This is a genomic window from Streptomyces alanosinicus (assembly GCF_014650595.1).
GTDB lineage: Bacteria > Actinomycetota > Actinomycetes > Streptomycetales > Streptomycetaceae > Streptomyces > Streptomyces alanosinicus.
This window is the reverse complement of sequence record NZ_BMVG01000009.1, coordinates 241,927-265,706: the sequence shown is the minus strand read 5'-3', so window position 1 is coordinate 265,706 and position 23,780 is coordinate 241,927. Positions and strand designations below refer to the sequence as shown.

Here is a 23,780-nt window from a genome sequence, read left to right as displayed (position 1 = left end):
AGGCCCTCGCTCCCTGGTGACAATGCCTGTGGACAACTCCTTGCCCGAGGAAACCGATGTCGTATGGTCGACAGAGCGCCCGCCGGCGAGACGCGACGGCGGGGTTCTACCGGGAGGAGCCCCCCGTGACGCAGCAGGCGCCATCGACCGAGCCGGAGCTGGCCGGAGTGCGCAATTTCCGTGACGTGGGCGGACTGCCGACCGTGGACGGACGGCGGGTGCGGCAGGGGATGCTGTTCCGCAGCGGGCATCTGGCGCACGCCACCGAGGGCGACGCGGCCTTCCTCGCCTCCCTGGGCCTGCACACGATCTTCGACTTCCGCAACGCGGCCGACCAGAAGCTGGAGGGCCCGGACGTCGAGCTGCCCGGCGTGCGGAATGTGAACCTGCCGCTGACCGACCCGGCGGACGGCGCCGAGTTCTGGAAGATGGTCCGCGACGGTGACCTCGACCAGTTGCGCGGGATCCTCGCCGACGGCAAGGCGGCGGCCCGGATGGTCGCCTCGTACCGGTCGATCGTCGCGGAGCGCACCGCCGAGCACGCCCGGGTGCTGCGCGCGCTCGCCGAGGACAGCGTGCCCGCCCTGATGCACTGCGCGGCCGGCAAGGACCGCGCGGGTATCTCCATAGCCGTGACGCTCCTCGCGCTGGGCGTGGAGCGCGAGGCGATCGTCGCCGACTATCTGGAGTCCAACGCCAAGCACCGGCGTTACAAGGTCCGGCGCAGCGGCAGCGCGGACAGCGCCTACACCCCCGAGGTCATGGAGCTGCTGAGCCCCCTGTTCGACGCCCGCGCCGAGTACCTCCAGGCGGCCTTCGAGACCATCGACCGGATCTGGGGCGACGAGGACACCTATCTGGAGCAGGGCCTGGGCCTCGCTCCGGCCGCCCGCGACCACCTGCGCGCACGCCTCCTGGACTGAGGGCCCGGGCGAGCGGTGCCGGTGGCCGCCCGCCGGTTCAGCCCTTCGCGCCCACCGCGAACAGCAGATACAGAAATCCGGCGAGAACGTGGCCGAGGGCGATGTAGATGATCAGGCGGATCCACAGGGAACGGGGGAACGTCGTCTCAAGGTCGCTCATGGCAGCTCTCCGGTCAGCGGCCCCAGGCACAGCGTGGCCGTGGGGCTCTGCAGCAGGGTGTGGACGAACAGCAGGTCGACGCCGTCGGGGTCCTCGGCGGCGATGCGGTGCGGGGTGAGTGAGTCGAAGTGCGCGCTGTCGCCGGGCCCGAGCAGATGCGCGGTGTCACCGAGACGCAGCCGCAGCCGGCCCCTGAGGACGTACAGCCACTCCTCGCCGGGATGGACACGCACGATGGCGCCCTGCGTGTCGTACGGCACGCGCACGCGCAGGGCCTGCATGCCCCGGCCGGGCGCCCCGGCCTGGAAGTACGTCCAGCCGCCCGCCCGGGTCGGCTCCATGTCACCGGCCCGCACGATCGCGTCCCGGTCGGCGACCGTCTCACCCAGCAGTTCGGAGACGGTCGTACCGTAGATACGGGCGAGAGCCAGCAGCATCGGCAGTGAGGGCTGCCGCCGGCCGGTCTCCAGCCGGGACAGATGGGCCGGTGAGAGCCCGGCGGCGCGGGCCGCGGCCTCCAGGGTGAGGCCGGCCCGCCGGCGCAGTGCCCGCAACTGCGGTGCGACGGCGGGCAACTCGTCGCCCGGGCCCGCCGGCAGCCTGGCGTCTGAGGCGTTCATGCCTCCATTCAGCATCAGTTTTGCCCGTGCGGCAATTTTCTTGCCTCTGAGGCAAAATCCGTCGGCCCACCTGGCCCACCGGCTGCCAATCGGCTGCTCACCGGCACCCTGCTACGATCGATCCCAGGATTTGAACGCGTTCAAAACTGGGGGAAGATCATGTCGAGGAGCACCGCAGCCGCCGGGGCCGATTCGCCCGCCACCCTGCTCGGTCCCACCGCATTCGGGCTGGGCCTCGCGGCCGTGGCGGGCATCTGCCCGTGGTTCTTCTTCGGGATGCTCCCCGTGATGCTCATCTGCGGCGCGCTCGCCCTCACCCTCGGCCTCGCGGGGATCCACTACGCACAGCGCGGCATCGGCCGGCTGTGGATGACGGTCACGGGAACCGTCCTGGGTGCGATCGGATTCGTCTGGCCCTTCGTCATCTTCCTGCCGCTGTTCTGGTGAGGACCGCCTGCCTGACGAGGGTCTTGCCGAAGTCCCACATCAGGCCGCCGCCACCGTGCGCGTCGTCCATCACGGCGGTGAAGGCGGCCATGAACCGGTCGACGTCGGCTTCGTCGACGACCAGCGGCGGGATCAGCTTGATCACCTCCAGATGGTCGCCGGAGACCTGGGTGAGGATCCGGTGGCGCTGCAGCAGCGGTACGACGACCATCTGCGCGAACAGGCCCTTGCGCGCCGCCTGCAGCATGGTCCAGCGGCTGCGCAGCTTCAGCGAGGACGGCCTGCCGAACTCGATGCCGATCATCAGGCCCCGGCCGCGTACGTCGGCGAGGAGTTCGTAGGTGTCGATCAGCGCGGTCAGCCGGGACTTCAGCAGTTCGCCGGTGCCGCGCGCCGCCGCGACGATCTGCTCGTTCTCCATGACCGACAGCACGGCGAGCCCGCACGCCATCGCCGGGGCGCCCGAGCCGAAGCTCGCCGAGTGGACCAGCACGCGGTCCATGGACGAGTAGACCTTCTTGAAGATCCAGTCCTTGCCCAGCGTGGCACCGACCGGGACGTACCCGCCGGACAGCGCCTTTGCCACGCACACCAGGTCCGGCTCCACACCTTCCTCGTGCTGGTAGGCGTAGAAGTCGCCGGTGCGGCCGAGGCCGGTCTGCACCTCGTCGGCGATGAGCAGCGCCTTGTGCCCGTGGAGCAGCTCCTGGGCGGCGCGCAGATAGCCGGGCGGGGCCTCGTGCACGCCCTTGCCCTGGATCGGCTCGACGATCAGGGCGGCGACATCGCCCTTCTTCAGCTCCCGGGCGAGGGCGTCCAGGTCGCCGAGGGGTACGGCGGTGTCGGGCAGCAGCGGGGCGAAGCCGTCCCGGAAGCCGTCCTCGCCGTTGACCGACAGGGAGCCGGCGGTCAGCCCGTGGAAGGCGTGGTGGCAGTAGAGGACCCGGGGCTTGCCGGTGGCGTACCGGGCGAACTTCAGGGCCGTCTCGACGGCCTCCGTGCCGCTGTTGCCGAAGAACACCCGGTCCAGGTGCGGGCTGTGGACGAGCAGCCGCTCGGCGAGCAGGCCGGGCAGCGGCTGGCAGTCGAACCGGGTCAGGTCGGCGAGGCCCAGGTCGAGCACGTCGTGCAGCGCCTTGCGGACGACCGGGTGATGCCGGCCGAGGCCCATCACCCCGAACCCGGCGAGCATGTCCAGGTAGTCGTTGCCGTCCGCGTCGAAGAAGTGGGCGCCCTCGGCCCGCTCGTAGACCTTGTCGAAGCCGATGGTGTGGAGCATGCGCGGAAGCTGTGGGTTGAGGTACTTCGCGTGCAGCTCGTAGCGTTCGGCTCCGCGCTCGGCGAGCAGGGCGCCGAGGTCGAACTCCTTGCTCATTCACTCTCCTTGGCTGTGCCGTCCGGATCCCTGACGGCCAGGCTCGCGCTGATCCGCCCGGCGATCTCGACGGGCGTGAGACCGATGTCGGCCAGCACCTCGCCGCGCTTGGCGTGGGCGAGGAACTGTTCCGGGATGCCGAAGCGGCGCACCGGCACGTCCACGTCGGCGTCGCCGAGAGCCAGCGCCACGGCCGAACCGACGCCCGCGGAACGGCTGTTGTCCTCCACGACGGCCACCAGACGGTGTCCGGCGGCGAGGCCGGGCAGCGCCGGGTCGACGGGTTTGACCCAGCGGGGGTCCACGACCGTGCAGCCGATGCCGCGCGCCTGAAGCAGCTCGGCGGTCTGCAGGCACACCGGCGCCATCACGCCGACGGCCACCAGCAGCACCTCGGGGCGTTCGGCGCGGTGCAGCACATCCATGCCGCCGACGCGGTCGAGCGCCGGGATGTCCGGCCCCGCCGACTCCTTCGGGAAGCGGACCAGGGTGGGCGCGTCGTCCACGGCGACGGCCTCGCGCAGCTGGGCGCGCAGCTGGCCCGCGTCGCGCGGGGCGGCGATCCTGAGGCCGGGGACGACCTGCAGGATCGACATGTCCCACATGCCGTTGTGGGAGGCGCCGTCGGTACCCGTGACGCCGGCCCGGTCCAGTACGAAGGTCACCCCGCAGCGGTGCAGGGCCACATCCATCAGCAGCTGGTCGAAGGCGCGGTTGAGGAAGGTGGCGTAGACGGCGACGACGGGGTGCAGTCCGCCGGTGGCCAGGCCGGCCGCGGAGACGGCCGCGTGCTGTTCGGCGATGCCCACGTCCCAGACCCGGTCGGGAAAGCGTGCGGCGAACGTGGCGAGGCCCACCGGGTGCAGCATGGCGGCCGTGATGGCGACGACGTCGTCCCGCTCCTCACCGATGCGCACCATCTCGTCGCCGAACACCGAGGTCCAGGAAGGGCCGCCCGAGGGCGCGAGGGGTTCGCAGGTCAGCGGGTCCATGACGCCGACGGTGTGGAAGTGGTCCTCCTCGTGGAGGAGCGCGGGCTCGTAGCCGCGTCCCTTCTCGGTGAGGCAGTGGACCAGGACCGGGCCGTGGAAACGTTTCGCGCGGCGCAGCGCCGACTCGACGGCCTTGATGTCGTGCCCGTCGATCGGACCGACATACTTCAGGCCCAGGTCCTCGAACATGCCCTGCGGGGCGAAGGCGTCCTTGAAGCCCTTCTTCGCGCCGTGCAGCGACTCGTAGATCGTGTTGCCGACCACCGGCGTGCGCTGCAGTACGTCCTTGCCCCAGGCGAGGACCTTCTCGTAGCCGTCCGTGGTGCGCAGAGTGGCCAGGTGGTTGGCGAGGCCGCCGATGGTCGGGGCGTAGGAGCGTTCGTTGTCGTTGACGACGATGATCAGCGGGCGGTTCTTGGCGGCCGCGATGTTGTTCAGCGCCTCCCAGGCCATGCCGCCGGTCAGCGCGCCGTCGCCGATGACGGCGACCACATGGCCCTTCTCCCCCTGCACCTGGCGGGCCTTGGCGAGGCCGTCGGCCCAGCCGAGCGCGGTGGAGGCATGGCTGTTCTCGATGACGTCGTGCTCGGACTCCTCGCGCGAGGGATAGCCGGACAGTCCGCCCTTGCCGCGCAGCTTGGAGAAGTCCTGACGCCCGGTCAGCAGCTTGTGGACGTAGGACTGGTGGCCGGTGTCCCACAGGATGCGGTCGACCGGTGACTCGAAGACCCGGTGGAGGGCGATGGAAAGCTCCACCACCCCCAGATTGGGCCCGAGGTGACCGCCGGTCCGCGACACCGCCTGGACGAGGAACTCCCTTATCTCCCCGGACAGTTCACCGAGTTCCGCCTCGGACAGCGCCTTCAGGTCGCGTGGTCCCCGGATGCTCTCCAACATGGTCACGCTGGGCCCCCTCTCGATCCGTGTCCAGCCTCAACTCATTTGTTCTGTGGGGCTCGTCCGCTCGGCGAGCTTCATGGCCTCCTCGATGAGGGTCTCGACGATCTTCGACTCGGGGACGGTCTTGATGACCTCGCCCTTGACGAAGATCTGCCCCTTTCCATTGCCCGAGGCAACTCCGAGGTCGGCCTCGCGGGCCTCGCCCGGACCGTTGACCACACACCCCATCACCGCGACCCTGAGCGGCACTTCCATGCCGTCCAGACCCGCCGTGACCTCTTCGGCGAGCTTGTAGACGTCGACCTGGGCGCGGCCGCAGGACGGGCAGGAGACGATCTCCAGACGCCGTTGCCTGAGCCCGAGCGACTCCAGGATCTGGATGCCGACCTTGACCTCCTCCGCCGGCGGGGCCGACAGGGAGACCCGGATCGTGTCACCGACGCCCCGGGACAGCAATGCCCCGAAGGCAACGGCCGACTTGATCGTGCCCTGGAACGCCGGGCCCGCCTCGGTGACCCCGAGGTGCAGCGGGTAGTCGCAGGCCTCGGCGAGCTGCCGGTAGGCCTCGATCATCACGACCGGGTCGTTGTGCTTGACGGAGATCTTGATGTCTCGGAAGCCGTGCTCCTCGAAGAGGGACGCCTCCCACAGGGCCGACTCGACCAGCGCCTCCGGAGTGGCCCTGCCGTACTTCTGCAGCAGCCGCCGGTCGAGGGAGCCCGCGTTGACGCCGATCCTGATCGGCGTGCCGTGGTCCTTGGCGGCGCGGGCGATCGCCTTGACCTGGTCGTCGAACTTCTTGATGTTGCCGGGATTGACGCGGACCGCCGCGCAGCCGGCCTCGATGGCCGCGAAGACGTACTTCGGCTGGAAGTGGATGTCCGCGATCACCGGGATCCGCGACTTACGGGCGAGGGTGGTGAGGGCGTCCGCGTCGTCCTGGGTGGGACAGGCGACGCGGACGATCTGGCAGCCGGACGCGGTCAGTTCCGCGATCTGCTGCAAGGTGGCGCCGATGTCGGACGTACGGGTCGTCGTCATCGACTGCACCGACACCGGGGCTCCGCCCCCGACCGCCACCGGCCCGACGTGGATCCGCCGCGACTGCCGCCGCGGTGCGACCGGCCGGGCCGGTACCCCGGGAACGCCCAAGGGGACGGCGGTCATGCCCTTACTCCCGGTTTCCCGAGACGGTCTCGCGCATGGCCCGCAGCGACTCCTTCAGGGAGCCCATGGTGGCGAGGACGGCGGTGGGCTCGTAGCCGCAGTGCGCCATGCAGTTGTCGCAGCGCGGGTCCTTGCCGCGGCCGTACTTGTCCCAGTCGGTCTTCTCGACGAGTTCCCGGTACGTCGGCACATACCCGTCGCTCATCAGGTAGCAGGGGCGCTGCCAGCCGAAGAGGGAGTAGTTCGGGATCGCCCACGCGGTGCACGGGAAGTCGACCTTGCCCTCCAGGAAGTCGAGGAAGAGCGGGGAGTGGTTGAGGCGCCACTTCGCGCGGTTGCCGCCGGCGAAGGCCTTCCTGAACAGCTCGCGAGTCTGCTCCACACCGAGGAAGTGGTCCTGGTCGGGGGCCTTCTCGTAGGCGTAGGCGGGCGAGATCATCATCTCGTCGACCTTGAGGTCGTCGTTGAGGAAGTTGAGCACCTCGACGATGGTCTGCGGGGTGTCGGTGTTGAAGAAGGTCGAGTTGGTGGTCACCCGGAAGCCGCGCCGCTGGGCCTCCTTGATGGCCTCGACCGCCTCGTCGAACACGCCCTCCTTCGCGACGGATTCGTCGTGCCGCTCACGCAGCCCGTCGATATGCACCGCGAAGGCGAAATAGGGAGAGGGCTTGAACTTGTCGATCTTCTTGCGCAGCAGCATCGCGTTCGTGCACAGGAAGACGTACTTCCGCCTGGCCACCAACTGGCGGACGATCTCATCGATCTGAGGGTGCATCAGCGGCTCGCCGCCGGCGATGGAGACCATCGGCGCACCGGACTCCAGCACGGCTCCCACGGCCTGGGCGACCGGCATCCGCTGCTTGAGCACCCCGGCCGGGTGCTGGATCTTGCCGCAGCCCTCGCACTTGAGGTTGCAGGCGAAGAGCGGCTCAAGCTCGACGATCAGCGGGAACTTGTCCCGCCTACGGAGCTTCTGTTCGGCCAGGTATGTAGCGACCTTGATGGACTGACGCAGCGGCATGGCCATCTGGCTCACCTCCGGGGGAGCAACAAAGAACGGTGCCATTCATAAAATGCAGGAAGAACGGAACGAAGAACGCGGAAAGCAGATATTCCACCGCGCAGCGTGCCGATCCGGACGAGTTCATGTTCTGGAGCGTCCACGACCACCCGTACGGCCGCAACCGGGCGCACGCCGCGGCGGACGGCGGCGAGGAGCGTGGCCGCCGACTCCATGTCGACCGCGATCGCTCCGGTCGCGAGCAGCTGGGACCGCTCGGGGCCGCGCACGACATGGTCGGCGCCGGTGAGCGGGCCGGTGTGGACCGTGCGTCCGGGCAGCAGCCGCACGAGTTCCTTGACCAGCAGTTCGGTGCCCACGCAGGTGACGTTGCCACGCGGATCCCGGGTCTCCTCGGCGACCACCAGGTCACCGGGGTGCATGCCGGGGGCGAGCCCGGCGCAGAAGCCGGTGGCCAGCACGGCCGCGTCGGCCTGCGCCGGACCGGCGAGCCACCGGGTGACGGAGCGTTCCGCCGCGCGGGGGCCCATGCCCGTGCGGAGGAAGGAGACCGGCCCGTCCGCCCCGTTCCTGTCCCCGGTGCGCAGGGCCAGCTGCTCGATGCCGAGCGCGCAGGCGATCAGCAGCGGGGCGGGTGCGGGGCGGCTGGTCAATTCAGCTCACCTTCGCCTCGGACAGCGTTTTTCTGGCGAGCAGGCCGCGCTCGACGGGGTCGCCGTGCAGATAGCGGCCGAGCGCGGTGAGCGGAAAGACCTGCCGGTACAGGTGGTAGTTGATGGAGAAGTCCCAGGGGAAGCCGGTGCCGGTGAAGTACGGCTCGTCCCAGGTGCCGTCCTCGCGCTGGGTCTCGGCCAGCCACCGGACACCACGCTCGACGGCCTTGGATTCCTGCTCCCCCGCCGCGAGCAGCGCCATCAGCGCCCACGCGGTCTGTGAGGCCGTGGAGGCGCCCCGGCCGCTCCATTCCTCGACGTACTTGTAGGAGCGCAGGTCCTCGCCCCAGCCGCCGTCGTCGTTCTGGACGCTCTCCAGCCAGGCGACGGCGCGCCGGATCGCCCGGTGCGAGCCGGGCAGCCCGGCGGCGGTCAGCGCGGGGACGACCGAGCCGGTGCCGTAGATGTAGTTGACACCCCAGCGGCCGAACCACGAACCGTCCGGCTCCTGTTCGGCGAGCAGCCACTCGATGCCCCGGCGGGTCCGCGGGTCGTGGGCGAGTCCCTCGGCGGCGAGCATCTCCACGACATGCGCGGTGACGTCCGCCGACGGCGGGTCGATGACCTCGCCGAAGTCGCAGAAGGGCAGCCGGTTCGGGAACGGGCTGGTGTTGTCGACGTCGAAGGCGCCCCAGGCGCCGTTCTTCGACTGCATCCCGAGGTTCCAGCGCACGGCGCGCCCGATGGCCCGGTCCACACGCTCGGGGTCGTGGTGCCGGACCCGGCGCAGTGCGAGGGCGACCTCGGCGGTGTCGTCGATGTCGGGGTAGTTGTCGTTGTGGAACTCGAACGCCCAGCCACCCGGTGGCAGTCCGGGGCGCTTCACGGCCCAGTCGCCGGGCCGCACGATCTCCTCGCCGAGCATCCAGTCGGCCGCCTTGACCAGTTGCGGATGGTCGGCGGGCAGCCCGGCGTCGGCGAGCGCGATGGCGGCGAGGCAGGTGTCCCACACCGGGGACTGACAGGCCTCGATCATCCGGGCGCCGTCCTCGCGCCACACGGCGAACCGGTCCAGCGAGGCGAGACCCTCGCGCATCACCGGATGCTCCAGGTCGTAGCCGAGCAGGTACAGGGCGATGACCGAGTACACGGCCGGCGGCTGGATACCGCCCCAGCAGCCGTCGTTCTCCTGCCGCTCGATGATCCAGCGGGCGGCGGAGTTCATCGCGGCCTTGCGCAGCCGGCGCGGAGCGACCTTGCGCAGCTGGTGCAGGGCCCGGTCCAGCCGCTGGAAGGCGCCCTCCCAACTGGCCACCGGGGCGAAGGGCTTGGGCGGGTTGGGCCGGGCCGGGTCGGTGTGCAGCTCGTCGAGCGGGAAGGGGGCCGGGCGGACCGGGCGCTTGGCCGAGACGACGGTCAGCGGCACGATGGTCTGCCGGGCCCAGCATCCGAAGTCATAGATGTTCAGCGGCATCCAGCTCGGGAAGTAGATCAGCTCCGGCGGGAGCTCGGGCAGGTCCTCCCATTTCCACCAGCCGAACAGGGCGAGCCAGATCCGGGTGAAGACCCGGGAGGCGGCGATCCCGCCGCGCTCGCGGATCCAGGCGGAAGCTTTCGCCATGTGCGGGGCCTCGGGCGCGTCGCCGGCCAGCCGGAGGGCGACGTACGCCTCGACGGTGGTGGACAGTTCGCCGGGCCCGCCGTAGAAGCTCGCCCAGGTGCCGTCCTCGCCCTGCTCGCCGCGGATGAACTTCGCGGCGGCCCGCGTGGTCTCCTCCTCGCGGATCCCCAGGAACTGACGGAGCAGCAGATCCTCGGCGTCCATGGTGACGTTGGTCTCCAGGTCGCCCTTCCACCAGCCCTGGTCGTCCTGGCTCGCCAGCAGGAAGTCGGTGGCGCGGCGCGCGGCGCGCGCGGCGGCTTCTTGTACCCCGGCCGTCTCGGGGGCGGTGAGTGCGGTGTCGCTGGCCGCGGCAGCGTGGGGCGGGACAGTCGCCCCGGTGCTTCCGTCGGTCGTCGCTGTCATGGCTTCCCCTTCGTGCAGTCGTGCGAAGTCGTGCTGCTGTGGGTCCGCCGTCGGCCGGTGTCCGCAAGCGCTGCGGCACCGGCCGGCGACTACGCGAGTGTTCGACCGATAGTGATCATCTCTTTCGTACGACGACGAAGTCGGCGAGCGCCGTGAAGGCGTCGCGTACCCGGCCGGGCATGTCGACGGCGTCGAGGGCTTCGATGGCGATGGTGTGCTGACGGCGTGCTTCCTCGGCCGTCCAGTCCCGGCCGCCGGCCTGCTCGATGAGGGCCGCGCGGGCCGCGAATTCCTCCTCGGAGAAGTTCTCGAAGTCGCTGCTCTTGGCGTCCGCGGCGAGGATCTCGCCGAGCTGCTCGGATGCGGCGCCGCCGGCCGCGAGCGCGGCGACGACCGGCAGGGACTTCTTGCGCTGGCGCAGGTCGCTCCAGGTCTGCTTGCCGGTGGCGTCCGGGTCGCCCCAGATCCCGAGCAGGTCGTCGATGGCCTGGAAGGCGAGGCCCAGGTGATAGCCGTACTTCTCCAGCGCGTCGGCGGTGGCGTCGTCCGCGCCGCCGAGTACCGCGCCGATGGAGCTGGAGGCCGCGAGCAGCGCGCCGGTCTTGTTGCCCTCCATCTCCAGGCACTCCTCGACGCTGACGCGGTCGCGGTGCTCGTAGGAGATGTCCTGGGCCTGACCGTCGATCAGGGCCCGGGTGGCGGTGGTCAGGCGGCGGGTGGCGCGGCCGGCCTCGACCGTGCCGAGCTCCAGCAGGATCTCGTTGGCGAGGGCGAACAGGGCGTCGCCGACCAGGATGGCCTGGGCGGGGCCGTGCACCTTCCAGACCGTGTCGCGGTGCCGGCGCTGCTCGTCGCCGTCCATCAGGTCGTCGTGCAACAGCGAGAAGTTGTGGACGAGTTCGACGGCGACGGCGCCGGGGATGCCCACCTCGGGCGCGGCACCGGTGACCTCGGCGGAGAGCACGGCGAGCGCCGGACGCACGGCCTTGCCGCCGTCCCCGTCGGCCGGGTTGCCGGCGGCGTCGATCCAGCCGAAGTGGTAGGCGGCGACGGTGTCCATGGGAGACGCAAGCCGGTCGACGGCCGCGCGCAGGACCGGAGTGGCCAGCGTCCGGCCGCGCTCCAGCAGCGCGGTCACGTCCACCGCGGCCCGTGGTACGGGCGTCGAGGCCGGGGGCACAGTGGGCACAGTCTCTCCTCTTGTTGCGGTACCGGGGGTGCGGGGACCTGCCGCGTGCCTGGCGGGCATCAGGCCGCCTCCTCGAACTCGAAGAGATGGCGGGGGCGGGGCCGTCCCAGGGCGCTGAGGGCGGCGTCGGCCGCGCTCACTCCACTGCGGACCGCACTCTCCATGGTCGCGGGCCACCCGGTGGCGGTCCACGCTCCGGCCAGATACAGGCCGGGGGCCTTGGTGCGGGCGCCGGGCCGCAGCCGCCCGACGCCGGGGGTGGGGGCGAACGTGGCCGTACGCTCCCGGGTCACGAAGAAGTCCTGCACCTCGGCGCCGCGCGTGCCCGGGATCAGCCGCTCCAGCTCGGGCAGATAGCGCTCGCGCAGCTCGGCGACCGGCAGGTCGATGTCGTCCTGCGCGGCCGACTGGGACAGCGCGAGGTACTGTCCCGCGCCGAGTCCGGAGGCGGCCGTGCGGTCGAAGACCCACTGCACGGGGGTGCCGAGGGCCGCGAAGAAGGGGCGTGCGAGCACCGTGCGGTCGTAGACGACATGGATGTTGAGGATCGGCGCGGTGCCGATCCTCAGCAGCTGCTCGGGCGCGTCGAGGGTGCCGGCCGGCAGCAGGTCGTGGGCCTCGCGCTGGGGTACGGCGAGGACGACGGCGTCGGTTTCGAGGCGCTCGCCGGGAACCTGAACGCTCCAGGTGCCGTTTTCGTTGGTAGAGACGGAGGTGACGCGTGTACGGACCTCGGTACGCACGCCCGCGGAGTCGAGCGCCTTGCGGGCCAGCCGGTCATGCAGTTCGCCCAGCGGGACATGGGCCCAGCCGATGTCGGCCGCGCCCGGGTCGGACAGCAGACCGGTCTTGAACACCATCGCGGCGAGCCCCAGCGAGGCGTCGCCCGCGACCGCGTTGAGGGTGGCGACCCCGACCAGGTCCCACAGGGCCTCGATGGCACGCGCCGACTGGCCGTGCGCGGCCAGCCAGCTGCCGAAGTCCTGGGTGTCCAGGGTCGGATCGGCGAGGTCGAGCCCCTTCAGCGCGAGCGCGGCCCGCCCGACCGCGGCACGCTCGGCGAGCGAGAGATGCGGATAGGCGGCCAGGCTGCGCCCCAGGTGGAGGGGGACGGGCAGCGCGTCGCGCCGCAGTCTGCCGAGCCGTCTGCCCTCGGGCTTGGCGACGTCGACGACGGGCACGTCCAGGCGGTCCTGCAGCGGTGCCAGCGCCGCGCCCTGGATCCGGTCGAGGAACCAGCGGTAGGCGGTGCAGCAGCGCAGATACACATGCTGGCCGTTGTCGACGGTCAGCTCGCCGCGCTGGAAGGAGAAGGCGAGGCCGCCCAGTCTGGGCCTGCCTTCGAGCAGGGTGACGCGGACGCCGGCGTCGGCGAGCGCGAGCGCCGCGGTGATCCCGGCGAGACCGCCGCCGACCACGACGGCGCTGCGGGCTGCCGCGCCCTCGTCCCCCGCGGCGCCGTGCGCCGGTGCGGGGTATGAGCCGTCGCTCATCGTGCGTCCTTCCATGCGTCCCGAGCGTGCAGGTCGAACGGTGCACGGTCGGCTGTCGCAGTCAGGGACGCCACGCCGCGGCGCAGGGTTGCCTGCCGTGTGCCTCCTGGTTTCGGAAGGTCCATCTCTCCTGGTTCGGCGAGCTCCATCAGGCGCGCCTCCTGACGGAACGCGGCGAGACATGGCGGGTCACATGCCGGGCGTCCAGACCGGACAGGCCGCGCACGGCGACATAGGCCTTCTCGCGCCCGGGCAGCGAGACGCGGCCGCGCAGCACGGCCTCCGGGTCACGCTCGATGCGGTCCAGCAGCCGGCGGTAGATGCCGGCCATGGCGGCCACACAGGCGCCGCTGCGCCGGTCGAGCATGGGCAGCAGCCGGTAGCCCTCGGCGAAAAGGGCGCGGGCCCGCCGCACTTCGAAGTGCACGAGGCCCGCGAAGTCGGAGCCCTCGGGTGGAGTAGGCCCGCCGAACCCGGCCGAGCAGCCGAACTTCGCCAGGTCGTCGGCGGGCAGATAGGTCCGGCCGCCCTCGGCGTCCTCGCGGACGTCTCTGAGGATGTTGGTCAGCTGCAGCGCGAGACCGAGTGTGTCGGCGTACTCGGAGGCGCGCTCGGCACCGCGCGCTCCCGGTTCGGTGCCGAACACGCCGAGCGAGAGCCGGCCGATGGCGCCGGCGACACACCGGCAGTAGACCTTCAGGTCGTCCCAGGTCTCATAGGTCTCGCCGCGTACGTCCATCTGGACGCCGTCGATCAGCTCGTCGAGGCCGCCGAGCGGGACCGGGAAAGCGCGTGCGGTGTGGGCGAGCGCGACCGCGACCGGGTCGGTGTCGTCCTCCTCCACCTCGCCCTCCCGGACCCGGGCGAGCAGCGCCCTGGTGTCCTCCAGCCGCTTCAGCTTCACCTCGTCGGCCAGATCGCCGTCGCCGATGTCGTCCACGCGCCGGGAAAGGGCGTACAGCGCCGACATGGCGCGGCGCTTGGCCGTGGGCAGCAGACGGATGCCGTAAGCGAAGTTACGGGCCTGCTGGCCGGTGACTGTCTCGCAGTAGCTGTAGGCGGCGAGTACCGGTGCGGACACGTGCGACGGAGAATCCACGGTCCGGATCACCCCTCTCCTCGCAGGATCACGCCCGCCTCACGCAGCAACTGGACCTTGCCGGGTCTGGGCGGGCCGGGAAGTACGTCGTACTCGGCGGCGGCGATCGCCCGGATCGCCGCCCTTCCCCCCGCCACGAACCCCGCGAGCAGCAGCTTCAGTCTGCCGTGGACGCTACCCACCAGGGGGGCGCCTTCATTCAGCAGAGCACGGGCGCGTTGTGCTTCGTATGCAACCAGGGCGCGCAACGATGCGCCTGAGGTTTTTGCGCCAAGATCCGCTTCCTGGATGTGAAAGCGCTTCATGTCCTCGGCCGGGAGGTAGATCCGGTCCCGGCCGAGGTCCTCGGCGACGTCCTGGAGGTGTTCCACGATCTGCAGCGCGGTGCAGATCGCGTCGGACAGCCGGATCCGCTCGGGGGTCGAGGTGCCGGTGACGCCGAGGACGAGGCGGCCGACGGGGTTGGCGGACAGTTCGCAGTAGGCGAGGAGGTCGTCGTAGGTCTCGTACCGGGTGACGAGCTGGTCCTGGCGGTTGGCGGCGATCAGGCCGAGGAAGGGCTCGGGGGTGAGACGGCGGCGGCGGACGGTGGGTTGCAGGCGGCGCAGCAGCGGATGGCCCGGGGTGCCGTCGAAGACCCGGCGCAGATCCTCCTCGAAGGCGTCGAGGAGGAGCAGGCGGTCCTCGGCCTCGGTGGGCGACACGCCGAGCGCGCGGGCATCGGCCCCGCCGGGGGCGAGGTCGCCGTCACCGATGTCGTCGACCAGACGGGCGAAGCCGTAGACGGCCATGAGGTCCTCGCGCCACGCCCGGGGCAGGAAGAAAGGGGCCACGGGAAAGTTCTCACTCGCGGCTTTGTCCAGGGTGGCGCTCTCCAGGTGAGGCGCCGTCTCGCTCGCGGTCATCGGGCGCTGCCCCGGACGGGGACGGCACATGCTGCGTTGAGCTGGGGAGTTTCCGTAGCCATTGCCGTCACATCTCCCGTTCTACACCGCCGACCCAATACACACTATTTCGGACACGCCGCCCGGCAATTCGCGGGGGTCGCCCTGGCGCAGGGTGTCGCGCGTTATCGCCCCACTTGCCACTTTCCGGCACCGGTACAGCTTACGTTGTACAACGCAGCAAGGTCCGTCGGGGTGTACTACGCATCACAACAACACACCGATCCGTTCCAAGATTCCTGGCGCAGGCCGGAGTTGACAGTTCCTTTACGGACGCGGGGCCCCGCCGAACCGTCTCCGGCGGGGCCCTGGCCGAAACGGACTACTTGCCCGTGAACTTCTCGTACTCCTTCAAAACCTCTTCGGTCGGTCCGTCCATGCGCAGCTCCCCGCGCTCAAGCCACAGGACGCGGTTGCAGGTGTCACGGATGGACTTGTTGTTGTGGCTGACCAGAAACACCGTGCCGGCCTCCTTGCGCAGTTCCCGGATGCGTTCTTCGGAACGCCGCTGGAACGTGCGGTCACCGGTGGCGAGCGCCTCGTCGATCATGAGGACGTCGTGGTCCTTGGCGGCGGCGATGGAGAACCGCAGCCGGGCCGCCATACCGGAGGAGTAGGTCCGCATCGGCAGGGTGATGAAGTCGCCCTTCTCGTTGATCCCCGAGAAGTCGACGATCTCCTGGTAGCGCTCCTTGATCTGCTCCCGGGACATGCCCATGGCGAGACCGCCCAGGATCACGTTCCGCTCACCGGTCAGGTCATTCATCAGGGCCGCGTTGACACCGAGCAGCGAGGGCTGGCCGTCGGTGTAGACCTTGCCCCGCTCGGCGGGCAGCAGACCGGCGATGGCGCGCAGCAGCGTGGACTTGCCCGAGCCGTTGGAGCCGATGAGACCGATGGCCTCGCCGCGGTAGGCGACGAAGGACACCCCGCGTACGGCGTGCACCTTGCGCACCCCGCGTGCCGCCTCGTCGGAGCCACGCTTCACGATCCGGCTCAGGGCGGCCGTCGCGCTGCCCTTGCCGGTCCTGGCGCCGTTGACGCGGTAGACGATGTGCAGGTTGTCCGCGATGACGGTGGGGCGGCGGTCGACGGCGCCCTGCGCGGGGGCCGGCTCGCCGTCGGGCCCGGTAATCCGTCCGGCGTTCTGCCCGGCGTCGTGCCCGGCGTTCTGCTCAGCCACGGCCGTACCTCTCCTCCGCCTTCCAGAAGTACACGAAACCGCCGGCGAAGACGGCCACGGCCCAGAACAGCGCGATGGCCCACACATGCGGAGGCAGGTTCGCGGCGCCGTAGCCGTCGATCAGCGCGTAGCGCATCAGGTCCATGTAGACCGCGGCGGGGTTGACCTGGAGCAGCCGGACCGCCAGCTCCGAGCGGCCCTCCATCATCTTGTTGATGGAGAACATGACGCCCGAGGTGTACATCCAGGTGCGCAGGACGAACGGCATCAGCTGGGCGAGGTCCGGGGTCTTCGCGCCCATGCGGGCCACGATCAGCGCGAGTCCGGTGTTGAACAGGAACTGCAGCAGCAGGACCGGCACGATCAGCAGCCAGGCCGGGCCCGGGTAGCTGCCGAAGCCGATCGCCACGACGAACATCACGATCATCGAGAAGAGCAGCTGCTGGAGCTGCTGCAGCGAGAAGGAGATGGGCAGCGAGGCGCGCGGGAAGTGCAGGGCGCGCACCAGGCCCAGGTTCCCGGAGATCGCGCGGACGCCCGTCATGACCGAACTCTGGGTGAACGTGAACACGAACACACCCGTGACCAGGAACGGGATGTACACGTCCTGGGACATGCCACGGCTCGCGTGCAGGATCACGCCGAAGATGAAGTAGTACACGCCGGCGTTGAGCAGGGGTGTCGCCACCTGCCACAGCTGGCCCAGCTTGGCCTGGCTGTACTGCGCCGTCAGCTTCGCCTGCGAGAAGGCGAGGATGAAGTGGCGCCGTCCCCACAGCTGACGGATGTACTCGGCCAGCGAGGGCCGGGCGCCGCTCACGGCGAGCCCGTGCGTGGCGGCGAGCTGCGCCGCCGTCAGCCCCTCGTCGGGCGACGGTATCGCGCTCACCGCGACACCGCCGTCATGCGTTGTGTGACTCACGAGTGGAAATCCGGACTCTCTTGGTAAGAAGCTTGCTCTCTTCGGGTAAGAGAAGCTTCTCAGATCACCGGAGGACGGCCCAGCCGGGTCAGCCGCCACACCGTCCGCCAGCGCATGGGGCGGCGCGGACCGCACGGAGTGGTCCAGCCCTCCCGGAACCCGCCGAACCACGCCTTGAGAGCCGCCCGGGACGGGCGGCGCAGCAGCGTGAGCAGCATCCAGACCCCGAGGTAGACCGGGACCAGGGGGGCGGGGAGGTTGCGCCGGGCGAGCCAGACCCGGTTGCGGGCGACCATGCGGTGGTACACCGCGTGCCGCGAGGGTGCCGTGGTCGGGTGGTACAGCACCATGTCCGACCGGTAGTCGATCAGCCAGCCGGCGTCGAGGGCCCGCCAGGCCAGGTCGGTCTCCTCATGGGCGTAGAAGAACTCGTCGGGCAGGCCGCCGACCTCGGCGAAGACCCGGGTGCGCACGGCGTTGGCGCCGCCGAGGAAGGTGGTCACCCGTGAGGAGCGCATCGGGTCGGAGGCGCGCAGCCGGGGCACATGGCGGCGCTGGGTCTCGCCGGTGTCGGGGTCGGCGATACGGAAGCTGACGATGCCGAGCCGCGGGTCCGCGGCGAAGGCCTCGCGGCACAGCTCCGCGGTGTCATCACGGGCGAGCAGGCCGTCGTCGTCGAGGAAGAGCAGTATGTCGACCTCGCGGCCGCTGGGCCCAAAGGCCTCGGTGCCGACGTTGCGGCCACCGGGGATGCCCAGGTTCTCGGGCAGCTCCACCGTGCGCACCCCGTCGGGGACGTCCGGGACGGGCGAGCCGTTGCCGACGACGACCACCTCGACCGGGTCGCCGTCCTGCTTGGTGACCGAGTCGATGAGGGCCCGCAGCTCCTCGGGCCGGTTGCCCATGGTGATGATGACGGCGCCGACCTTCACGGCACTCACTTCAGCCTGCTGGAGGCGAGGATGGACACCAGGTGCAGCAGGGTCTGCAGCAGGGCGATGCCGGCGAGGACGGCCGTACCGAGCCGGGTGAAGAACAGGTCGCCGCGGATCTGGTCGGCGATCGCGAGGACCACGATCAGCAGCGAGGCCTCGATGCCGAGGATGAGACGGTGGAACTTCAGCGCGGCGGCGGCCCGCCGGGCCAGCGCCATGCCGGAGGAGCGCGGCTCGGACGCGGCCTCCTGCACGGGCGGCTTGCCGGTCTGGTGCCGGGCGACGGCGACCAGGTCGGTCTCGGCCTTGATCAGGATGGCGCCGAGCGCGGCGAGGGTGCCGAGGAAGGCCCACAGCCAGTCGATACGGCCGCTGCCGAACAGGTCGGCGGCGCGCAGGCCGAGACCCACGAGGACGGCCGCGTCGGTCAGATAGGCGCCGACGCGGTCCAGGTAGACCCCGCCGAGCGAGTACTGCTTCCTCCAGCGGGCGATCTCGCCGTCGACGCAGTCCAGCAGCAGATACAGCTGGGTGGCGACCACGCCGAGCACGGCGCCCGCGATCCCCGGCACCAGCAGGGCCGGGGCCGCGAGCACACCGCAGACGGTCATCAGGTACGTGAGCTGGTTGGGCGTGACCCTGGTGTCGACCAGGTAGCGGTCGACCCGCAGGGACACCTCGCGCATGTAGAGGCGTCCCGCCCAGTGCTCACCGCTGCGCCGGTCCTTCACCCCCGCGGGGTGCACGACCGGACGGAGTTCAGCTACCGATGGCCTTGACATAGTCGGCGTAGATGTCCTTGATCTGGTTCGTCTTGAGGTCGAGGTGTTCGATGATCGTGTAGCGGCCGGGGCGGGTCTCCGGGGCGAACTCCACGGCGCGGACGAACTCGTCCACGGTGAAACCGATCTCCTCCGGGAGCACGGGCAGCCCGTGCCGGCGCAGCACTTCGGCGGTGTGGGCCGCCTCCTCATGGGCTCCGCGCAGATACATCGCGAAGGCCGCGCCCAGCCCGCACTGTTCGCCGTGGGCGGCCGCCCGCTTGGGGAACAGCAGGTCGAAGGCGTGGTTGATCTCGTGGCAGGAGCCGGAGGACGGCCGGGAGTCGCCGGAGATCGACATCGAGATACCGCTGAGGACCAGCGCCTCGGCGAGCACCTGGAGGAAGTCGTTGTCGCCGATGCCGCCGGGGTGGCGCAGGACCGCCTCGCCGGCCTGGCGGGCCATGGCTGCGGCGAGACCGTCGATCTTCTCGCCGGTGACCCGGTTGGACAGCTCCCAGTCCGCGACCGCGTTGATGTTGGAGATCGCGTCGCCGATGCCGGCGCGGACGAAGCGGGCCGGGGCCTCGCGGATCACGTCCAGGTCGATGACGACGCCGATCGGGTTCGGCACACCGTAGGAGCCGCGCCCGGCGTCGTTGTCGAGGGTGGCGACCGGCGAGCACAGGCCGTCGTGCGCGAGGTTCGTCGGCACGGCGACCAGGGGCAGGCCGATGCGCGCCGCGGCGAACTTGGCGCAGTCGATGATCTTGCCGCCGCCGAGCCCGACCACCGCGTCGTAGTGGCCGGATTTCATCTCTCCGGCCAGCCGGATCGCGTCGTCGAGGGTGCCGCCGCCGACCTCGTACCAGGAGGCACCGGGCATGGAGGGGGCGATGCGCTCGCGCAGCTTCGAGCCGGAGCCGCCGCTGACGGCGACGGCGAGCCGGCCGGACTGCGCGATGCGCTCGTCGGCGAGGACACCGGCCAGGTCGTCCAGGGCACCCGGGCGGATGTCGACGACGACCGGCGAGGGAATGAGCCGGGTCAGTAGCGGCACGCGATCTCCCGTCCCTTGGCGAGGTCGTCATGGTTGTCGATCTCGACCCAGCTGACGTCGCCGATCGGCGCCACGTCGATCCGGAAGCCGCGGTCGACCAGCTCCTGGTACCCGTGCTCGTAGAACTGCTGCGGGTCGGTCTCCCAGACCGTCTTCAGCGCGTCCGCCAGCTCGGGGGCGGCGTCGCCCTCGATCAGGGTGACGCCGATGTACTCGCCGGTGGCCTCGGCGGGGTCCATCAGCTTGGTGATCTTCGTCATGCCCTTCTCGGCGTCGACGACGACCTTCATCTCCTCGTCCGCGAGGGACTTCACGGTGTCGAGGGCCAGAATGATCTTCTTACCCTCGCCGCGCGCGGCGAGCAGCGTCTTCTCGACGGAGACCGGGTGGACGGTGTCGCCGTTGGCGAGGATCACCCCGTCCTTGAGGGCGTCACGGCCGCACCACAGGGAGTAGGCGTTGTTCCACTCCTCGGCCTTGTCGTTGTCGATGAGGGTGAGCTTGAGGCCGTACTTCTGCTCCAGGGCCGCCTTGCGCGCGTAGACGGCCTCCTTGCGGTAGCCGACGATGATCGCGACCTCGGTCAGCCCGATCTCGGCGAAGTTGCCGAGGGTCAGGTCCAGGACCGTCGGTTCACCCTCTATGCCCGCGGGCCCCACCGGCACCAACGCCTTGGGCAGGGTGTCGGTGTAGGGGCGCAGACGCCGTCCGGCGCCGGCCGCCAGCACGAGGCCGATCATGCGGGTTCTCCTTCGTCGTGTACGGCTGGGGCCCCTGCGGAGACCCAGAAGCGGATGCTCTCGGCGAGCACCACGAGGGCCACGGCCACGGCGAGAACCGTGAGCGCGACCGTGAACTGCGAGGCGGTGAGCACCGCGGCCAGAACGGTGACGAGCAGCGTCCGCCCTTCGTGCCCCCCGATGACGCGCACCAGCCAGGCCGGGGGCGCCCCGGCGTCGCCGCGGATGCGGTACACCGTGTCGTAGTGATGGTAGGCGACGGCGGCCACCAGGCCGAAAGCCGCTGGAAGCGCTCCGTTTACCCCCGCCTTACCCGCGAGCGCGAGGACGGTCCCGTACTCGGCGGCCCGGAAGACGGGCGGGACCAGCCAGTCCAGGGCGCCCTTGAGGGGGCGGGCGGTGGCGAGGGCCGAGGTGAGGACGTAGACCAGGGCGCCGATCACCGGCAGCGCCGAGCCGAAGCCGGCCAGCGCCGAGCAGGCGACGACCGCGGCGCCGCCCAGGAAGGCGGCCGCGGGTACGGCGAGGCCGGGCAACCCGCGCTTGACCACCCGCCGTACGGCCTCGCTGAGCGGACCGGAGTCGGCGAGGTCCGCGAGCGCCCGTGCGGCCCGGTCGGTGCGCCGGGCCTTGCGGGTCAGGGAGCGCAGCACCCGGCCGGCCGTGGTGTACGTCGCCGCGAAGGCGCAGCCGATGAGCAGGGCGTAGAAGGTGATCCGCGGCGTGGTGGCCGCGGTGAGGACCGCGATCATCGCCCAGCGCTCGCCGATGGGCAGGACGATCATCCGGCGCACCCACACCGTCCAGCCGACGCTGTCCAGCTTGTCGGAGAGGGCGGCGGTGGGGCTGGTGTTGGCGGTGGCGTCGTGGTTGGCCTCGTTGAAGGAGAAGTCGACCACATGCCGGCAGGTCTGCAGGATCATCGCGCCGAGCGCGAGGGCCCACACGTCGTCGCCGCCCCGGGCGGCCCCCAGCGCGAGGCCGGCGTAGTAGGCGTACTCCTTGGCCCGGTCGAAGGTGGCGTCGAGCCAGGCGCCGAGCGTGGAGTACTTCAGGGCGTAGCGGGCGAGCTGGCCGTCGGTGCAGTCCAGGACGAAGGAGGCGATGAGCAGCACACCGGCGGCGACGAACCCCGCGCGTGTGCCCGTCGCCGCGCAGGCGGCCGCGATCAGGGCGGTGAGCAGCGAGGCCGTGGTGACGTGGTTCGGGGTCAGACCGCGGCGGGCGCACCAGCGGGCGAGGTAGCGCGAGTAAGGGCTGATGAAGAACGTGGTGAAGAAGCCGTCGCGGGACTTCACGGCCGACTTCAGGCGTACGGCCTCGTCGTCGACGGCGGCGACGGCCTGGCGGGCTTCGTTGCGGGCCTGCGGATCGGCGGGGACGACGGCGACCAGGCTGCCCAGCTCGGGCCGGTGCACCGCGCAGCCGTCGGCGTCCAGGGCGGTGACGATGCGGTCGGCGAGGCTGTCCACGGCGAGCGCGGTGCCGCCGCCGGCCGAGGTCTCGCGGGCCACCGCGCGGGTCAGCTCCTGCCGGGCGGCGGGCTGGGCGGTGACGGCGCCGGGGACGGCGGAGAGCGCGAAGCGCGGGTCGGTCAGGCCGAGGCGCAGCGCGTGCGGGTGGCCGACGAAGCGGGCGTCGACCAGGGCCACGCGGTCACCGGCCGGAGCGGCGGCGAGCAGGGTCTCGGTCTCGGCGGCGTCCGCTGCCACCCGGACGTCGAAGCCGAGCGACCGCAGATCGTTCTCCAGGGACGATCCGGGCACCGGCTGACCGGTGACGATGACGGTCGACAACCGAACTCACTCCCTGGGTGCCGACGCGGGCGCCGGTCTCTCACGTGATGGGGCGCCCTGCCTGTGGCCCCCGGGCGGCATGTCGGCAGAGGCTATCGGATCGGCGGGAACCCTTGTTCACCGGCCGTTCATGGCCCGGCCCACGGGTGCTGCCCCGGCCTTTGCCGCGATCATCATCGTCGATCCGGGGCCCACCCCACAAACCGTCGGCGCAGAACCGGGCAACCGGGACAGGCGATCAGGGCGCTTAGGGTGGACGACCATGACGTGGCTGATCACCGGCGGAGCCGGATACATCGGGGCACATGTGGCGCGGGCCATGGCCGGCGCCGCGGAGAGCGTCGTGGCGCTGGACGACCTGTCGGCGGCGGTGCCCGAGCGGCTCCCGGCGGACGTCCCGCTCGTCACGGGCTCGACGCTGGACGGCGCACGGCTGGAGCGGGTCTTCAAGGAGTACGGCGTCACGGGCGTCGTCCACCTGGCGGCGCGCAAGCAGGTCGCCGAGTCGGTGGCCGAGCCCACCCGTTACTACCGGGAGAACGTGGGCGGCCTGGCCACCCTGCTGGACGCGGTGGCCGGGGCCGGGATCCGGCGACTGCTGTTCTCCTCGTCGGCGGCGGTGTACGGCAATCCCGACGTGGACCTGATCACCGAGGACACCCCGTGTGCGCCGGTGAACCCCTACGGCGAGACCAAGCTGGCCGGGGAGTGGCTGGTGCGGGCGGCTGGGCAGGCGCACGGAATCTCCACGGTATGCCTGCGCTATTTCAACGTGGCGGGCGCGGCGGCGCCGGAGCTGGCGGACACGGGTGTCTACAACATCGTGCCGATGGTCTTCGACCGGCTCACCCGCGACGAGGCGCCGCGGATCTTCGGTGCCGACTATCCGACGCCGGACGGCACCTGCGTCCGGGACTACATCCATGTGGCCGACCTCGCCGAGGCCCATCTCGCGGCGGCGCGCCGGCTCACCGACGGGGACCTGGCCGGCGATCTCACGCTGAACATCGGGCGCGGCGAGGGCGTCTCGGTGCGCGAGCTGCTCACGGTCATCGGCGAGGTCACCGGCGACCACCGGGAACCGCTGGTGGAGGAGCGCCGCCCCGGGGACGCGCCCCGCGCGGTCGCCTCCGCCGAGCGGGCCGCCGAACAACTGGGCTGGCGGGCACGGCGCGGGGTCCGCGAGATGGTGGAGTCGGCCTGGCAGGGCTGGCAACTGCACCACAACCACTGAGCCACGGACCTCCGACCCCCTCGACCACGGGACCACAGCCGGGCCACCACCCGCCGGGCCCTCCTCCGCCACTCCACAGCCCACCCGACCCCCGCCCGCCGAGCCTCGGCCACCGCCCCGCGGATCACCCGGCCACCGGC

At 70.9% G+C, this 23,780-nt stretch carries 23 protein-coding genes; 3 read left to right on the top strand and 20 right to left on the bottom strand.

The window, feature by feature from the left end; all coding sequences use genetic code 11:
- Positions 1-125: 125 nt before the first annotated feature.
- Positions 126-923 carry a tyrosine-protein phosphatase gene (locus tag IE277_RS21660; RefSeq protein WP_189954867.1) on the top strand — a complete coding sequence of 266 codons (798 nt, stop codon included), beginning with the start codon at positions 126-128 and terminating at the stop codon, positions 921-923.
- Between the two features lie 37 nt (positions 924-960).
- Here the strand turns inward: IE277_RS21660 and IE277_RS21655 are convergent, their stop codons facing one another.
- A complete protein-coding gene (locus IE277_RS21655) occupies positions 961-1,083 on the bottom strand; it encodes a DUF6126 family protein (protein WP_189954866.1) in 123 nt (40 codons plus the stop codon).
- Positions 1,080-1,703: a helix-turn-helix domain-containing protein gene (locus tag IE277_RS21650; protein ID WP_189954865.1), complete on the bottom strand. Its 624-nt coding sequence runs from the start codon at positions 1,701-1,703 to the stop codon at positions 1,080-1,082. The genes IE277_RS21655 and IE277_RS21650 overlap by 4 nt, the downstream gene beginning before the upstream one ends.
- Before the next feature lie 159 nt (positions 1,704-1,862).
- On the opposite strand from IE277_RS21650, the gene IE277_RS21645 reads away from it, so the two are divergent.
- Entirely contained in the window at positions 1,863-2,150 is a 288-nt protein-coding gene (locus IE277_RS21645; protein WP_189954864.1) for a hypothetical protein, read from the top strand.
- On the opposite strand, the gene IE277_RS21640 is transcribed toward IE277_RS21645, so the two are convergent.
- The 18 genes from IE277_RS21640 to IE277_RS21560 form a co-directional block, all read right to left on the bottom strand.
- Positions 2,125-3,525, bottom strand: a complete 1,401-nt coding sequence (locus IE277_RS21640) for an aspartate aminotransferase family protein (RefSeq protein WP_189954863.1) — start codon at positions 3,523-3,525, stop codon at positions 2,125-2,127. The genes IE277_RS21645 and IE277_RS21640 overlap by 26 nt on opposite strands.
- Positions 3,522-5,420 carry a 1-deoxy-D-xylulose-5-phosphate synthase gene (gene dxs, locus IE277_RS21635; RefSeq protein WP_189954862.1) on the bottom strand — a complete coding sequence of 633 codons (1,899 nt, stop codon included), beginning with the start codon at positions 5,418-5,420 and terminating at the stop codon, positions 3,522-3,524. Before dxs ends, IE277_RS21640 begins: the two co-directional genes overlap by 4 nt.
- 30 nt (positions 5,421-5,450) lie before the next feature.
- The gene (ispG, locus tag IE277_RS21630) at positions 5,451-6,584 is read right to left on the bottom strand and encodes a flavodoxin-dependent (E)-4-hydroxy-3-methylbut-2-enyl-diphosphate synthase (protein WP_189954861.1); all 1,134 of its coding nucleotides are present in this window, start codon (positions 6,582-6,584) and stop codon (positions 5,451-5,453) included.
- A gap of 4 nt (positions 6,585-6,588) precedes the next feature.
- Positions 6,589-7,611, bottom strand: a complete 1,023-nt coding sequence (hpnH, locus tag IE277_RS21625; protein WP_189954860.1) for an adenosyl-hopene transferase HpnH — start codon at positions 7,609-7,611, stop codon at positions 6,589-6,591.
- Between the two features lie 5 nt (positions 7,612-7,616).
- Entirely contained in the window at positions 7,617-8,258 is a 642-nt protein-coding gene (locus tag IE277_RS21620) for a phosphorylase family protein (RefSeq protein ID WP_189954858.1), read from the bottom strand.
- A 1-nt stretch (position 8,259) separates the two neighbouring features.
- Positions 8,260-10,284 (bottom strand): squalene--hopene cyclase, encoded by a 2,025-nt coding sequence (gene shc, locus IE277_RS21615; protein ID WP_189954856.1) that lies wholly within the window; start codon positions 10,282-10,284, stop codon positions 8,260-8,262.
- Positions 10,285-10,399: 115 nt separating this feature from the next.
- Complete coding sequence (locus IE277_RS21610; protein WP_189954954.1) at positions 10,400-11,464, bottom strand: polyprenyl synthetase family protein; 1,065 nt, start codon at positions 11,462-11,464, stop codon at positions 10,400-10,402.
- Between the two features lie 68 nt (positions 11,465-11,532).
- The gene (gene hpnE / locus IE277_RS21605; RefSeq protein WP_229881890.1) at positions 11,533-12,966 is read right to left on the bottom strand and encodes a hydroxysqualene dehydroxylase HpnE; all 1,434 of its coding nucleotides are present in this window, start codon (positions 12,964-12,966) and stop codon (positions 11,533-11,535) included.
- Positions 12,963-13,091: a DUF6380 family protein gene (locus IE277_RS49575; RefSeq protein WP_373310843.1), complete on the bottom strand. Its 129-nt coding sequence runs from the start codon at positions 13,089-13,091 to the stop codon at positions 12,963-12,965. Before IE277_RS49575 ends, hpnE begins: the two co-directional genes overlap by 4 nt.
- A 23-nt stretch (positions 13,092-13,114) precedes the next feature.
- Complete coding sequence (gene hpnD / locus IE277_RS21600) at positions 13,115-14,077, bottom strand: presqualene diphosphate synthase HpnD (RefSeq protein ID WP_189954854.1); 963 nt, start codon at positions 14,075-14,077, stop codon at positions 13,115-13,117.
- Positions 14,074-14,970 carry a squalene synthase HpnC gene (gene hpnC / locus IE277_RS21595; protein WP_189954852.1) on the bottom strand — a complete coding sequence of 299 codons (897 nt, stop codon included), beginning with the start codon at positions 14,968-14,970 and terminating at the stop codon, positions 14,074-14,076. Before hpnC ends, hpnD begins: the two co-directional genes overlap by 4 nt.
- A gap of 361 nt (positions 14,971-15,331) precedes the next feature.
- The gene (locus tag IE277_RS21590) at positions 15,332-16,144 is read right to left on the bottom strand and encodes an ABC transporter ATP-binding protein (RefSeq protein ID WP_189954950.1); all 813 of its coding nucleotides are present in this window, start codon (positions 16,142-16,144) and stop codon (positions 15,332-15,334) included.
- Between the two features lie 40 nt (positions 16,145-16,184).
- Positions 16,185-17,114, bottom strand: a complete 930-nt coding sequence (locus IE277_RS21585) for an ABC transporter permease (RefSeq protein WP_189954850.1) — start codon at positions 17,112-17,114, stop codon at positions 16,185-16,187.
- Positions 17,115-17,173: 59 nt separating this feature from the next.
- Positions 17,174-18,046: a glycosyltransferase family 2 protein gene (locus IE277_RS21580; RefSeq protein WP_189954948.1), complete on the bottom strand. Its 873-nt coding sequence runs from the start codon at positions 18,044-18,046 to the stop codon at positions 17,174-17,176.
- A 5-nt stretch (positions 18,047-18,051) separates the two neighbouring features.
- Positions 18,052-18,795, bottom strand: a complete 744-nt coding sequence (locus tag IE277_RS21575) for a CDP-alcohol phosphatidyltransferase family protein (RefSeq protein WP_189954848.1) — start codon at positions 18,793-18,795, stop codon at positions 18,052-18,054.
- 13 nt (positions 18,796-18,808) lie between these two features.
- Positions 18,809-19,870, bottom strand: a complete 1,062-nt coding sequence (locus IE277_RS21570) for an iron-containing alcohol dehydrogenase family protein (protein WP_189954846.1) — start codon at positions 19,868-19,870, stop codon at positions 18,809-18,811.
- Positions 19,858-20,610 (bottom strand): phosphocholine cytidylyltransferase family protein, encoded by a 753-nt coding sequence (locus tag IE277_RS21565; protein WP_189954844.1) that lies wholly within the window; start codon positions 20,608-20,610, stop codon positions 19,858-19,860. Before IE277_RS21565 ends, IE277_RS21570 begins: the two co-directional genes overlap by 13 nt.
- Complete coding sequence (locus tag IE277_RS21560; protein ID WP_189954842.1) at positions 20,607-22,406, bottom strand: DUF5941 domain-containing protein; 1,800 nt, start codon at positions 22,404-22,406, stop codon at positions 20,607-20,609. Before IE277_RS21560 ends, IE277_RS21565 begins: the two co-directional genes overlap by 4 nt.
- Positions 22,407-22,668: 262 nt before the next feature.
- On the opposite strand from IE277_RS21560, the gene galE reads away from it, so the two are divergent.
- Complete coding sequence (galE, locus tag IE277_RS21555) at positions 22,669-23,640, top strand: UDP-glucose 4-epimerase GalE (RefSeq protein ID WP_189954840.1); 972 nt, start codon at positions 22,669-22,671, stop codon at positions 23,638-23,640.
- Positions 23,641-23,780 lie beyond the last annotated feature (140 nt).

What these genes read in the sequence shown, in the direction of transcription:
- IE277_RS21655 (WP_189954866.1), bottom strand. Translation starts at nt 1,083, where the DNA reads ATGAGCGACCTTGAGACGACGTTCCCCCGTTCCCTGTGGATCCGCCTG.
- IE277_RS21650 (WP_189954865.1), bottom strand. Translation starts at nt 1,703, where the DNA reads ATGAACGCCTCAGACGCCAGGCTGCCGGCGGGCCCGGGCGACGAGTTG.
- IE277_RS21645 (WP_189954864.1), top strand. Translation starts at nt 1,863, where the DNA reads ATGTCGAGGAGCACCGCAGCCGCCGGGGCCGATTCGCCCGCCACCCTG.
- IE277_RS21640 (WP_189954863.1), bottom strand. Translation starts at nt 3,525, where the DNA reads ATGAGCAAGGAGTTCGACCTCGGCGCCCTGCTCGCCGAGCGCGGAGCC.
- ispG (WP_189954861.1), bottom strand. Translation starts at nt 6,584, where the DNA reads ATGACCGCCGTCCCCTTGGGCGTTCCCGGGGTACCGGCCCGGCCGGTC.
- hpnH (WP_189954860.1), bottom strand. Translation starts at nt 7,611, where the DNA reads ATGGCCATGCCGCTGCGTCAGTCCATCAAGGTCGCTACATACCTGGCC.
- shc (WP_189954856.1), bottom strand. Translation starts at nt 10,284, where the DNA reads ATGACAGCGACGACCGACGGAAGCACCGGGGCGACTGTCCCGCCCCAC.
- hpnE (WP_229881890.1), bottom strand. Translation starts at nt 12,966, where the DNA reads ATGAGCGACGGCTCATACCCCGCACCGGCGCACGGCGCCGCGGGGGAC.
- IE277_RS49575 (WP_373310843.1), bottom strand. Translation starts at nt 13,091, where the DNA reads ATGGACCTTCCGAAACCAGGAGGCACACGGCAGGCAACCCTGCGCCGC.
- hpnC (WP_189954852.1), bottom strand. Translation starts at nt 14,970, where the DNA reads ATGACCGCGAGCGAGACGGCGCCTCACCTGGAGAGCGCCACCCTGGAC.
- IE277_RS21565 (WP_189954844.1), bottom strand. Translation starts at nt 20,610, where the DNA reads ATGATCGGCCTCGTGCTGGCGGCCGGCGCCGGACGGCGTCTGCGCCCC.
- galE (WP_189954840.1), top strand. Translation starts at nt 22,669, where the DNA reads ATGACGTGGCTGATCACCGGCGGAGCCGGATACATCGGGGCACATGTG.